Origin of the sequence: Pseudomonas oryzihabitans (genome assembly GCF_024652905.1) — a bacterium.
Classification (GTDB): domain Bacteria; phylum Pseudomonadota; class Gammaproteobacteria; order Pseudomonadales; family Pseudomonadaceae; genus Chryseomonas; species Chryseomonas benzopyrenica.
This window is the reverse complement of sequence record NZ_CP102428.1, coordinates 1057283-1070206: the sequence shown is the minus strand read 5'-3', so window position 1 is coordinate 1070206 and position 12924 is coordinate 1057283. Positions and strand designations below refer to the sequence as shown.

At 65.8% G+C, this 12924-nt stretch carries 11 protein-coding genes; 1 reads left to right on the top strand and 10 read right to left on the bottom strand.

Annotated elements, in window-relative coordinates; genetic code table 11:
- Window positions 1-25: 25 nt before the first annotated feature.
- From truA to leuC, 8 genes are all read right to left on the bottom strand, one after another.
- On the bottom strand, window positions 26-877 hold the full coding sequence (truA, locus tag NRG74_RS04955) for a tRNA pseudouridine(38-40) synthase TruA (protein ID WP_017641294.1): 852 nt from the start codon (window positions 875-877) through the stop codon (window positions 26-28).
- Window positions 878-948: 71 nt separating this feature from the next.
- On the bottom strand, window positions 949-3627 hold the full coding sequence (locus tag NRG74_RS04950) for a FimV/HubP family polar landmark protein (protein WP_257705872.1): 2679 nt from the start codon (window positions 3625-3627) through the stop codon (window positions 949-951).
- A 123-nt stretch (window positions 3628-3750) separates the two neighbouring features.
- Window positions 3751-4746: an aspartate-semialdehyde dehydrogenase gene (locus tag NRG74_RS04945; protein ID WP_231355027.1), complete on the bottom strand. Its 996-nt coding sequence runs from the start codon at window positions 4744-4746 to the stop codon at window positions 3751-3753.
- Window positions 4747-4824: 78 nt separating this feature from the next.
- Window positions 4825-5937, bottom strand: coding sequence for an aspartate-semialdehyde dehydrogenase (asd, locus tag NRG74_RS04940; protein ID WP_007158663.1), 1113 nt, complete (start codon window positions 5935-5937; stop codon window positions 4825-4827).
- Between the two features lie 57 nt (window positions 5938-5994).
- Window positions 5995-7077 (bottom strand): 3-isopropylmalate dehydrogenase, encoded by a 1083-nt coding sequence (leuB, locus tag NRG74_RS04935; RefSeq protein ID WP_257705871.1) that lies wholly within the window; start codon window positions 7075-7077, stop codon window positions 5995-5997.
- Between the two features lie 19 nt (window positions 7078-7096).
- Window positions 7097-7861: a class I SAM-dependent methyltransferase gene (locus NRG74_RS04930; protein ID WP_017641298.1), complete on the bottom strand. Its 765-nt coding sequence runs from the start codon at window positions 7859-7861 to the stop codon at window positions 7097-7099.
- Between the two features lie 45 nt (window positions 7862-7906).
- Complete coding sequence (leuD, locus tag NRG74_RS04925) at window positions 7907-8551, bottom strand: 3-isopropylmalate dehydratase small subunit (protein ID WP_064309567.1); 645 nt, start codon at window positions 8549-8551, stop codon at window positions 7907-7909.
- An 11-nt stretch (window positions 8552-8562) separates the two neighbouring features.
- Entirely contained in the window at window positions 8563-9987 is a 1425-nt protein-coding gene (gene leuC / locus NRG74_RS04920) for a 3-isopropylmalate dehydratase large subunit (RefSeq protein WP_257705870.1), read from the bottom strand.
- A gap of 141 nt (window positions 9988-10128) precedes the next feature.
- Here leuC and NRG74_RS04915 point away from each other — a divergent pair, with 141 nt between their 5' ends.
- Window positions 10129-11004 (top strand): LysR family transcriptional regulator, encoded by an 876-nt coding sequence (locus NRG74_RS04915; RefSeq protein WP_257705869.1) that lies wholly within the window; start codon window positions 10129-10131, stop codon window positions 11002-11004.
- 231 nt (window positions 11005-11235) lie between these two features.
- Here the strand turns inward: NRG74_RS04915 and NRG74_RS04910 are convergent, their stop codons facing one another.
- Entirely contained in the window at window positions 11236-11409 is a 174-nt protein-coding gene (locus tag NRG74_RS04910) for a DUF1289 domain-containing protein (RefSeq protein WP_082900493.1), read from the bottom strand.
- Window positions 11410-11501: 92 nt separating this feature from the next.
- On the bottom strand, window positions 11502-12902 hold the full coding sequence (locus tag NRG74_RS04905) for a carbohydrate porin (RefSeq protein ID WP_184287496.1): 1401 nt from the start codon (window positions 12900-12902) through the stop codon (window positions 11502-11504).
- Window positions 12903-12924: the final 22 nt, after the last annotated feature.

Here is a 12924-nt window from a genome sequence, read left to right as displayed (position 1 = left end):
ATGTTAGCAGACCACCCGCGCAGCGTCAGCCTTGGGGGTCATCCAGCTCGGGGATATGCCCCAGGAACAGCGGCCCCAGCGGCCGCTTGGGCACGGGCGTGCTTTCGGGATATTCGGCGTCCACCAGGTAGAGGCCATAGGGATGGGCGGTGACGCCACCCAGCCGTCGCTCCCGCGCCGCCAGAACCTCGCTCACCCACTCCACCGGCCGCTCGCCACAGCCCACCGCCATCAGCACTCCGGCGATGTTGCGCACCATGTGGTGCAGGAAGGCATTGGCGCGGATGTCGAGGACGATCAGCCGCCCGCTCTGCCAGAGACGCAGGTGGTGGATGGTCTTGATCGCCGACTTGGCCTGGCAGGCCTTGGCCCGAAAGGAGGTGAAGTCATGAGTACCGAGCAGCACCTGGGCCGCCTCGCGCATGGGCTCGATGCGCAGCGGACGATGATTCCAGGTGACCTCCTCGGCGAGGTGGGCGGGCCGGATCGGGTCGTTGTAGATCACGTAGCGATAACGCCGTGCCATGGCGCTGAAACGGGCGTGGAACTCGTTGCTGACCGGCTTGACCCAGGTGACGCTGATGTCGGACGGCAGATTGGCGTTGGTGCCCATCACCCAGGCCTTGAGCGGCCGCGCGACGGGGGACTCGAAATGCACCACCTGGCCAGTGGCGTGTACCCCACAGTCGGTACGCCCGGCGCAATGCAGCGCGATGGGCGCCGCGGCAACCTCGGACAGGGCGTCTTCCAGGGTCTCCTGAACGGAGCGTACGCCCGGCTGCTGGCGCTGCCAGCCGCGATAGCGGGCGCCCTTGTACTCCACGCCGAGCGCAATGCGCTGGGGCGGAACGATGATGGTGGGGTCTAGAAAATCCAAGGCGACGGCCAGGCGAAAAAAAGGGGAGGCAGCTTATAGCGCCTCCCCTCCTCTGCCAAGCCCGGCCACTGTCAGCTGAGCTGGGCGATGATCTCTCGCGCTTCCTGCTGCTGCCCGGCATTGCCCTCGGCCAGCACCTCATCGAGGATGTCGCGGGCACCCTCGGGATCGCCCATGTCGATGTAGGCACGCGCCAGGTCCAGCTTGGTAGCGGTCTCGTCTTCACCGGAGAGGAAGTCGAAGTCGTCCAGCCCCTCGCCACCGCCCGTGCCGCTGGTGGTCTCGGCATCGAACTGGCGCGAGGCCTCCTGCAGGCGGGCGGCGAATTCTTCGTCGCTTTCGCGTTTGGGCGCCGGCTGCTCGTCGTCGAAATCGGACAGGTCGAAACTTGCTGGCAGCTCGGCGTCGGCGGCCTGCGTAGCGGGCGCATCCAGCGGCTCGTCGAAGGCCGAACCCGCGTTGGTACCCGCGAGCGGCTCGTCCTGTGCCGGATCACCCTGCCGCTCGAATTCGCTGAAGTCCAGGGCGAAGTCGTCGTCCTTGGCTGCCGGAGTGGTCGCTGAGGTAGCCGTGGGTTCGGCATCGAAATTGAGATCGAAGTCGAAATCGTCGCGGGAGTCGGCGGCCTTGGCCTGGGCATCGGCGAAGGCTTCGCCAAACAGCGGCTCCTCGGCCGGACCAGCCGGCTGATTCGACTGGGTGTCCTCGCTGCCGAAGTCATCCAGGGACAGATCGAAATCCTGGCTATCCTCAGTGGCCGAGAAACCCTGATTGCGGGTCTGCTCCTCGCTCAGTTCGTGGGCGGCGGCCAGGGCAGCCGCCCCGACTGCAGCCGAGGCCACCGCCACGGTGGCCATTGCCGGATAGCGCGACTTCAGGTGCTCGACCGCCGGCTGGGCGCCGCCGATCTCCTTGAGTTCGCGCTCCTCGCGCTGGAAGCCATCCTTATCGCCCATCTCGGCATAGACTTCCATGAGCTTGAGGCGCAGATCGGCGCGATGGGGCTCCTGGTCGCTGGCCTTCTTGAGCACCTCAGCCGCCTGACTGAAGCGACCATAGGCCATGTAGATGTCGGCCTGACCCAGGGCGTCGTCCTGGGCGTCGGCGTCCTGCGCGCTGTCCTGGGTACCCTGCCCCAATTCCAGGCCGGCGAGTGCGTGGTGGTCGCCAAGCTCGGGATCCGCCTCGAACACCGTATCGTTGCGCGCGGCTTCGGCGTCACGCTCACGCTCGGCCTCCTTCACCGCATTGCGACGCGAGTTGATCATCAGCAGGACCAGCAGCGCCAGCAAGGCGCTGCCGCCGATGATGCCGAGCCACAGCGGGTTGCTGAGGATCTCGTCGAGGAAGCTGTTGGTCGCCTCGGTCGGTTCGGTCGCCGGGGTGCTTGGCGTGACCGGAATGACCTTGGGCTCGCTGGCAGCGGGCGGTGCCGCGCCGGTACCTGCCTCGCTGGCGGGCGGCGTGGTGGTCGGTGCGGGGGTGCCCTCGGCTGGAGTGGCCGGGGTCGTCGCCGCCGGCTCCTGAGGCGCCGGCGTGGCGGTGTTCTCGGCCGGCGCGGGCGTGACCGGAGCCGCGGCTTCAGGCGATGCCGGCGGCTGGGCCGGCTGGCCCGCGGCCTGGGGATTGGCCATGTTGGCCTGCATCCGCGCCAGTTGGGCGTCCTTGAGCTGCATGATCTTCTGCAGCTTGTCGAGCTGCGACTGCAGATCGCCGAGGCGGCTCTTGAGTTCTTCGTTCTCGCGGCGGGTGGTGTCCAGGCTCTCCTGGGTCACCGCCAGGCGATCGGCCAGGGCCTGGTCACCGCCCTTGCCACCGGCGGATTCGCCGGCGCGACCGGAGGGCTGACCGGAAAGCAGCTTGAGGTTGTCCTTGGGCGCGGCGGGTGTCGACGTCTCGTTGCCACTCGGCTGGGCCGATGCATCTACCTGGCGGCGTGGCGTCCCCGCGGATGCGCTGTCGCCACCCTGCTTCCAGGCGCGGGTCTGGCGGGCGATCTCGGCCACCGCCTCGCGCTGGGGCCGCGCGCCGGCCTGGGCCTGATCGGGCAGGCGCAGCACCTGGCCGCTTTTCATCAGGTTGATGTTGCGATCGATGAAGGCGTCGGGATTCAGGTCCTGGATCGCCAGCATGGTCTGATCAACGGTGACGCTGGACGCCGGGCGATTGCGCGCCGCCACTTCCCAGAGGGTATCGCGCCGCTCGGTGGTGTAGGTGCCAGGCGCCTGGGTCGCGCTCGGCGCCGGCGCGGCAGGGGACGCGGCCGGACGCGGCGCACTTGGCGAGGTGGTGCGCGCCCGCGGTGCGGCTGGGACCTGAGGTGCGAACGGCGCTGCCGCGGCCTGCGGGGTATAGAGCGGCGGATCCAGCAGCACCGTGTACTCGCGCAGGATCCGGCCACTCGGCCAGTTCACTTCGAGCAGGAAGTTGAGATAGGGCTCGCGCACCGGGCGCGCCGAGGTCACGCGGATGACGGTGCGCCCATTGCGCACCTCCGGCGTGAACTTGAGATCGTTGAGGAAGAAGGCGCGGTCCACCCCAGCCTTGCCGAAATCCTCGGCGGAGGCCAGATTGGGGCGCAATTCGGCGGCGCCAAGGTCGCGCAGGTCCGACAGATCGATGGTGGCATCGAAGGGCTGATTGAGGGCGGAATTGAGGTGGATCTCCCCCAGGCTGAGGGCCTGGGCCGCGCCAGACATCAAGGCGCTCGCCGCTGCAATTGCCCGCACCAGTTTCTGAACTCGAACCATGACCGTCCCTTTTTAGAAGCTGTCGATCGCGCCACCGTGCGGGCGCCTGTGTCCATCGCTGCGTGCCATGTCCACCACCCCTTTGCTCAAGCCAAAAGGGCGAAGCATTTCACGAAGTATCTTTTAGGCCGACTGTTTAAGCAACAATTCGGCCAGCTGAACGGCTGTGAGCGCCGATAATCTGACGTTGTCCGCCACCAGCCAACACTCCAGTCGTCGAGCATCCCGTGGATGCAGTCGGACGCGCCCTACTAACACCTCTTCCCGCCCCAGGGCATCGCCTACCGCGGACGGACAATCGAGCTCTTCGTCGAGCGCCAGGCCCGGCTCGTCCCCCAGGGCTTCCAGCACCTGCTCCAGTTGCCAGGGCGCCCGGGCCCTCAGGCTCAGCGCCAGGCTGTCGCCGAAGAACACCGGCGCCTGCAGTGCGGTGACATCCAGTACCGGCAAGGTCTCGCCCAGCACCTGCTCACATTCGTCCAGCAGGCGATGTTCCTGGGCAGTATAGCCATCCGCGGCCGGCGCACCGGTGCGACCGAGCAGATTGAAGGCCAGCTGGCCCTCGAACAGCCGTGCCTCGACCGGCCGGCCATTGAGCAATTCGGTGGCCTGACGCGCCAATTCCTCGACGCCGCCACGGCCAGCGCCGGACGCCGCCAGGCAGGCGGTCAAGGAAGCGTCACCTAGGGTATTGAGGCGAGCGAGCACCGCTGCCACGCTGGCGGCCGCCTGGGTGGCTGCCAGGGGCACCCCGAGCCAGGCGGCGGCAGAGAGATTGTCCAGACGCTCGCCGTTGATCCGGGGCAGGACGGAGCGCGCGGCCGAGGCGCCACTGAGATCCAGCACGGCGCAACCGGCGGCGGTGAGTTGCGGCCTGAGACCTTCCACCACCGTGGCCGGTACGGCGAGGATGACGATGCCGACCTGGGCGAAATCGAAGCCGTCAACGCTGGTGACGCGCAGGTTGCTGCCTCGGAACGGCAGATTCTGACCTGCCGACTCACCACTGGCGAGCAGGTGCAGCCGGCCGAGGGGCACGTCGCGCTCGTCGAGGAGTTCGCGAATGGCTTCGCCATGGGCACTGGTGGCGCCGATGAGGGCGATATCTCTGGCAGTCATGATGGGAACGGTCCGCAACGAAAGAGGGCCGCACTTTACTGGCGGCCCTCCTCCCTAAGCAAACGTTTAACCGTCAGCTCACTGTTCGAGCAGGATTCGCAGCATCCGCCGCAGCGGCTCCGCGGCGCCCCACAGCAGTTGGTCGCCAACGGTGAAGGCGCCCAGGTACTGGGAACCCATGTTCAGCTTGCGCAGCCGGCCGACCGGTACGCTCAGGGTGCCGGTCACGGCAGCCGGCGTCAGATCGCGCATGCTGACGTCGCGGTTGTTCGGCACCAGCTTGACCCAGGGATTGTGCTGGCTGATCAGGCCGTGGATGTCGGACAGCGGCACGTCCTTGTTGAGCTTGATGGTCAACGCCTGGCTGTGGCAGCGCATGGCGCCGATGCGCACGCAGATGCCGTCCACCGGGATGGGATTCTTGAAGCGTCCGAGGATCTTGTTGGTCTCGGCCTGGGCCTTCCATTCCTCGCGGCTCTGGCCGTTGGGCAGTTCCTTGTCGATCCAGGGGATCAGGCTGCCGGCCAGGGGAACGCCGAATTGCTCGGTGGGGAAGGCTTCGCTACGCAGGGTCTCGGCGACCTGGCGATCGATGTCGAGGATGGCGCTGGCGGGATCGGCCAGGCTGTCGGCGACGGCGGCGTGGGTCGCGCCCATCTGGCGGATCAGTTCGCGCATGTTCTGGGCACCGGCGCCGGAGGCCGCCTGGTAGGTCATGGCGCTCATCCAGTCCACCAGACCGGCTTCGAACAGCCCGCCCAGGGCCATCAGCATCAGGCTGACGGTGCAGTTGCCGCCGATGAAATCTTTGCGGCCATCGGCCAGGGCCTGGTCGATGACGCGACGGTTGACCGGGTCCAGCACGATGACGGCGTCATCCTGCATGCGCAGGCTGGAAGCCGCGTCGATCCAGTAGCCTTTCCAACCGGCCTGGCGCAGCTTGGGGAACACCTCGGAGGTGTAGTCGCCGCCCTGGCAGGTGAGGATAACGTCGAGGGTCTTGAGCTCGTCGATGCTGTAGGCATCCTTGAGCGGCGCCACGCCCTTGCCAATGGCCGGGCCTTCGCCGCCGACGTTGGAAGTGGTGAAGAACACGGGCTCGATCAAGTCGAAATCCCGCTCTTCGAGCATGCGCTGCATGAGCACGGAGCCCACCATGCCACGCCAACCGATCAGACCTACACGTTTCATCGCTACTGCACCTTTGTTGTCTTGGAGGACGGCCGCCTCCCCTGGCGGCCGATCAGATTAACGCCTAACGAGCGCCGCTACTACTGCTTCGCCCATCTCGCGGGTACCCACCCGTTGCTTGCCTTCCGACCAGATGTCGCCGGTCCGCAGGCCCTGATCCAGCACCTGACCCACCGCCGCCTCGATGGCCTCGGCCGCCGCGGCGGCGCCGAAGGTGTACCTGAGCATCATGGCCACCGAGAGGATGGTGGCCAGCGGGTTGGCGACGCCCTGGCCGGCGATGTCGGGCGCCGAGCCGTGGCAGGGTTCGTACATGCCCTTGTTGTGGGCATCCAGGGACGCCGAGGGCAGCATGCCGATGGAGCCGGTCAGCATCGAGGCTTCGTCGGAGAGGATGTCGCCGAACATGTTGTCGGTGACGATGACGTCGAACTGCTTGGGTGCGCGGACCAGCTGCATGGCGGCGTTGTCGACGTACATGTGGCTGAGTTCGACGTCGGGATAGTCCTTGGCCACATCCTCCACCACTTCGCGCCACAAGCGGCTTGATTCGAGGACGTTGGCCTTGTCCACCGAGCACAGTTTTTTCCCGCGCAGACGGGCCATGTCGAAGCCGACGCGGGCGATGCGGCGGATCTCGCCTTCGCTGTACGGCAGGGTGTCGAAGGCTTGGCGCTCGCCGTTCTCCAGCACCCGGGTCTCGCGCGGCGAGCCGAAATAGATGCCGCCGGTCAGCTCGCGGACGATGAGGATGTCCAGGCCGGAGACCACTTCCGGCTTGAGGGTCGAGGCCTCGGCCAGTTGCGGATAGAGGATGGCCGGACGCAGGTTGCCGAACAGGCCCAGGGCGGAACGGATCTTCAGCAGGCCGCGCTCGGGACGGATGTCGCGCTCGAGCTTGTCCCACTTGGGACCACCCACGGCGCCCAGCAGCACGGCATCGGCGGCGCGGGCACGCGCCAGGGTCTCGTCGGCCAGGGGCACGCCGTAGCGATCGATGGCGGCGCCACCCAGGTCGTCGTGGACCAGCTCGAAGCCGAGGTCATGGTCGCGGTTGACCGCTTCCAGCACCTTGACCGCCTCGGCCATGATTTCCGGACCGATGCCGTCGCCCGGCAGGATGAGGATCTGCTTGCTCATTGTCTTTTCCTGTTCCAAATCAGATGGGCTGGGCCCAGAGAACCATGACGTCGACGCTGAAGGAGCCGTCGCGGTCGATTTCGAAATACTGGCGGACTTCCTGACCGATCTTGTTCTGCAGGCTGCGGATGGCCTGGCACTGCGGCTCGGGCGTACGCATGCGCCCGGTCCAGCTGGCGAAGTCCAGGCGCAGGCGCTGGCGGCGGCAGCGGGTCACGCCGAGGCGCGCCATGTCCAGCAGGCGGTGCCACTCGGCCAGGGAGTAATTACGCACATGGCTGATGTCGCGCAGGATCTCCACCGTCTGCAGGTAAGTGTCCAGGCGCGGGTTGGCCGGCGAGACCACGTCGATGATGGCCATTTCGCCACCGTGTCGCAGCACCCGGCGCACTTCGCGCAGGGCCGCGCCGATGTCGCGCCAGTGGTGCGCCGAATAGCGGCTGAAGACGAAGTCGAAGCTGGCGTCGCCGAACGGCAGGTGCTCGGCCATGCCGGGCTGGACGCTGATGTTGTCCAAGCCCTGCTCGGCGGCGGTGCGCTTGACCACCGAAAGCATTTCCTCGGCCAGATCCAGGGCGACCACTTGGCCGGCCACCGGCGCCACGTTGTAGCTGACGTGACCGCCACCGCACCCGAGATCCAGCACCTTGGCGCCTTCGCGCTGGGCCACGGCGTCACGCAATTCGGCGAGTTCGGCGCCCTGGGCATGGACGGTGCTGGTCAGGTAGGCCTCGGCGGTGGCGCCGAATTGCTGCTGTACGTGTTGCTCGTGGTCACCGCTCATGGAGCCTCCGGAAAGAGCGCCGACCTTGAGGGCCGGCGACGGGGTTCAGGCGCTGGGGAACATCCAGGGACTGCTCTGGCGATAGCGGGCTTCGAAACTCCCGATGGCGTCGGCATCCTGCAGGGTCAGGCCAATGTCGTCCAGGCCGTTGAGCAGGCAGTGCTTGCGAAAGGCATCGATCTCGAAGGACAGCGCCACGCCATCGGGACGGCGCACGGTCTGGCTCTCGAGATCGACCACCAATTGGTAGCCCTCGCTGGCTTCGACCTGGCGGAACAGCTCGTCGACGTCGGCATCGCTGAGGATGATCGGCAAGAGGCCGTTCTTGAAGCTGTTGTTGAAGAAGATGTCAGCGAAGCTGGGCGCGATCACCGAACGGAAGCCGTAGCCATCCAGCGCCCAGGGCGCGTGTTCGCGGCTGGAACCGCAACCGAAGTTTTCCCGGGCCAGGAGGATGCTGGCGCCGGCATAGCGCGGCTGATTGAGCACGAACTCGGGGTTGAGCGGGCGCTTGCTGTTGTCCTGGCCGGGCTGGCCGACGTCCAGGTAGCGCCACTCGTCGAACAGGTTCGGGCCGAAGCCGGTGCGCTTGATCGACTTCAAGAATTGCTTGGGAATGATCTGGTCGGTATCGACGTTGGCGCGATCCAGGGGGGCGACCAAACCGGTGTGCTGGGTAAAGGCTTGCATGGTCAGGCTCCTCAGGCGGTGGCGAAGTCGCGGACGTCGACGAAACGACCGGCGATGGCGGCAGCGGCGGCCATCGCCGGGCTCACCAGGTGGGTACGGCCACCGGCGCCTTGCCGGCCTTCGAAGTTGCGGTTGGAGGTGGAGGCGCAGTGCTCGCCACTCTCCAGGCGGTCGGCGTTCATCGCCAGGCACATGGAGCAACCCGGCTCGCGCCACTCGAAGCCGGCTTCGATGAACACCTTGTCCAGGCCTTCGCGCTCGGCCTGGGCCTTGACCAGACCGGAGCCCGGCACCACCAGTGCCTGCTTGAGGGTCGCCGCGACCTTGCGGCCCTTGGCCACGGCGGCGGCGGCGCGCAGGTCTTCGATGCGAGAGTTGGTGCAGGAGCCGATGAAGACGCGATCGAGCACGATGTCGGTGATCGGCTGGTTGGCCTTGAGGCCCATGTATTTAAGGGCGCGTTCGATGGAACCGCGCTTGACCGGATCGGCTTCGCGGGTCGGATCCGGTACCTTCTGGTCGACGGCCAGGACCATCTCGGGCGAGGTGCCCCAGCTGACCTGCGGCTTGATCTGGGCGGCGTCGAGCTCGACCACGGTATCGAAGTGGGCATCGGCATCGGATACCAGGCCACGCCACTCGGCCACGGCGGCCTCCCAGACGGCGCCGGTGGGCGCGAAGGGACGACCCTCGACGTAGTCGATGGTGGTCTGGTCCACCGCCACCATGCCCACCCGGGCACCGGCCTCGATGGACATGTTGCAGATGGTCATGCGGCCTTCCATGGACAGGGCGCGAATGGCGCTGCCGGCGAATTCGATGGCATGGCCGTTACCGCCGGCGGTGCCGATCTTGCCGATGATGGCGAGAACGATGTCCTTGGCGGTCACGCCGAAGGGCAAGTCGCCTTCCACCTTCACCAACATGTTCTTCATCTTCTTGGCCACCAGGCACTGGGTGGCGAGCACGTGCTCGACCTCGGAGGTGCCGATGCCATGGGCCAGAGCGGCGAAGGCGCCGTTGGTGGAGGTGTGGGAGTCACCGCAGACCACGGTCATGCCGGGCAGCACGGCGCCCTGCTCCGGGCCGATGACGTGAACGATGCCCTGGCGGACATCGTTCATCTTGAACTGGGTGATGCCGAAGTCGTCGCAGTTCTCGTCCAGGGTGCGGACCTGGATGCGCGAGGTCTCGTCCTTGATGGAGTCGAGGCCTTCCTTGCGATCCGGGGTGGTGGGCACGTTGTGGTCGAGGGTCGCGAGGTTGGCGTCGAGGCGCCAGGGTTTGCGGCCGGCCAGACGCAGGCCTTCGAAGGCCTGGGGCGAGGTCACTTCGTGGATGATGTGGCGGTCGATGTAGAGCAGCGCGGAACCGTCGTCGCGCTGCTTGACCAGATGCATATCCCAGAGTTTGTCGTAGAGCGTCTTGCCAGCCATGGGTGGATTCCTCATCAGGCGTGGAACGGCACGGGCCTTTGCATGCCCTTGGTGCTTGTGGGGTCAAAGATACCGCGCTAGGCTCGCATGAAACAAATTCATCTTTTTCATGAAGCGCATAACCAACAGGAATTCGACGTCTTGGACCTCGCCAACCTCAATGCCTTTGTCGCCGTGGCCGAAACCGGCGGCTTTTCCGACGCTGGCGAGCGCCTGCACCTGACCCAGCCCGCGATCAGCAAGCGCATCGCCGCACTGGAGCTGCAGCTGGGGCTGCGGCTGTTCGACCGCATTGGGCGCGAGGTCAGCCTGACCGAGGCCGGACGTGCCCTGCTCCCCCGCGCCTATCAGATTCTCGGCGTGATCGATGACACCCGGCGCGCCCTGACCAATCTCAATGGTGCCATCGGCGGCCGACTGACGCTGGCGACCAGTCACCACATCGGCCTGCACCGGCTGCCGCCGATCCTCAGGCGCTTTACCCGGGAATATCCCGAGGTGGCGCTGGACATCCGCTTTCTCGATTCGGAAGCCGCCTACGACGAGATCCTGCATGGGCGGGTGGAGCTGGCGATCATCACCCTGGCGCCCCAGACCGCGGCCCCGATCAAGGCGGTGCCGGTGTGGCGCGATCCCCTGGATTTCGTGGCGGCGCCCGAACATGCGCTGGCCAACCAGGACCGGGTCACCCTGGCCGACGTGGCACGGCATCCAGCGGTGTTTCCCGGTGGCAACACCTTTACCCGGCTGATCGTCCATGGGCTCTTCGATGCCCAGGGTCTGACACCCAATATCGCCATGAGCACCAATTACCTGGAGACGATCAAGATGCTGGTGTCCATCGGCCTGGCCTGGAGCGTCCTGCCGCGGACCCTGCTGGACGACCAGGTACGCCGGCTGCCGCTGCCGGGGATACAGCTGGAGCGACGCCTGGGGTACATCCTGCATACCGAGCGCACCCATTCGAATGCGGCGCAGGCGTTCATGGGATTGCTGGATGAGGTGGAAGGGAAGTAACGCGTTCAGCGTATACCTATTGATTAGGCATGCGTTTCCGGCATTGGCAATCGCGGCCATGGGCCGCTCCTACAAGTACGAAGCTAACCTGCAGGAGCGGCCTATGGCCGCGATCAGCGCCGTAGGTTGGGCTGAGACGGTGTTATCGTCGAAGCCCAACAACGCGGAGCAGCCTGGGCAACGTTGGGCTTCGCTGCGCTCAACCCAACCTACGGTGCCGCCAGGAACGCATCAGCCCTTCTTGAGTTTCTTCAGGCGCTTCTTCGACTTGTCGATGACTTCCTTGCGCTCGCGGTCCTTCAGCTCTTTCCATCCCTTGATCTCTGAGCGTTTGCGGCCACATCCCTGGCAGACGTCGTCTTTGATCTTGCACTGGCTGATGCAGGGACTTTCGACCTTACCCACGGCAACCTCGGAAATGAAAAAGGCCCTGCAGTATAACCACTGCAGGGCCCTGTCCAGCGCCATCGGGCAGGATGGCGGACTATGGGGGCGATTTAGAAAACCGCTTGAACCTTCAGGCCACCGACCACTGCATTGTCGACTTCACGCACGCCGCCCGGGCTCTTGATGTACTGGAGGTTGGGGCGCACGGTCAGCCAGTTGGTCACGTGCACGCCGTAGTAGATCTCGGCGTCGTACTCGTTGTGCTGCAGCGGCGTGAAGGCCGGATCGTTGTAGTCGGTGGCACCGGCGGCCTGGTTGAGGGCGCGCTGGTTGTCGCGGAAGTCGCTATTGGTGCTGATGCGCGCGATGCCGAAGCCGATGTCATCCTTGGGACGACCGTCGAAGGGGCCCTTGTAGACCAGGCCGGCCTGCACGTAGTTGCTGACCTTGTTGACGTCCTTGGCGTGGGCGGTGAAGTTGGCGAATACCGACAGGCCACGGCTCGGGTCATCGTTGTGCGCGGTGATCTGCTGACGGGCCACGACCCAGTAGCCGTGCTTGCTGGAGTGTTCCTTGTAGTCCAGCCCGGTGAGGGCCGCGGAGTTGCCGTTGACGTCTTCGTAGACGTCGTTGGCATCGGCAGTGCTGTAGTAGTAGCCGACGCGGTATTCGCCCGGCAGACCGTTGACCTTGGGCGACCAGACCATTTCCACCGGCAGGACCGCACCCTTGGTGCCGCTGCTGTTGAGCTTGAAGCCGTTGCCGGTTTCCAGCAGCGACGGATTCTGCTCGTAGGCCCCAACTTGGACGAACAACTCGGGGGTCAGGCTGTACTTGACGCGCAGGGCCCACTGACTGACCGGCCAGTTGTACCAGATGCCTTCCCAGTTACCGACCTGGGAACCGCAGAACGCCAGGTTCTGGAAGTCGCACTCGAAGGAGTTGAAGTCCTCGCCTTCGCCGAAGCGACCGGCCTTGATATCCAGGCGACCGTCGAAGAAGCCCTTGGACAGCCACAGCTGGGTCAGACGCCAGGTCTGGCCACGGCCATAAACTTCCTGCACCGAGGAGTAGCCGCCGACGCGCGGATCGGTGATGCGGTCGTCGGTGAGGTTGCGGCCGTCACGGGAGGTGATGGCCAGCTTGAACACCGAGTTTTCCCAACCGGCGATCTTGTTCATGTCGCCCCACAGGCCAAACATGTACTGCGAGCTCCAGCGCCCGGTGCGATCGTCGTCGTAGCCGCCACGCAAGTTGGTCGCGCCCTCGCCCACGTATTCGAGCTTGATGTCCCAGCCCTTGTCGCGCAGGTCCTTGCGCACGCCACCCCAGTCACCGGTCATGGTGTTGCCCAGCGGCTCGAAGGCGGCCTCGGTATTGTTGACGCCACTGAAGTTGCCGCCCGGATTGGACTGGGGCGCCGCCTGGGCACCCGCGGCGACCGCCAGGGCCAGCAGCGATACCAGGGGCAGTGCGCGCCCCGGACGATTCTTGTGGTTTTGCTTGTTCATTACTGAGATCCCTTTTTATTGA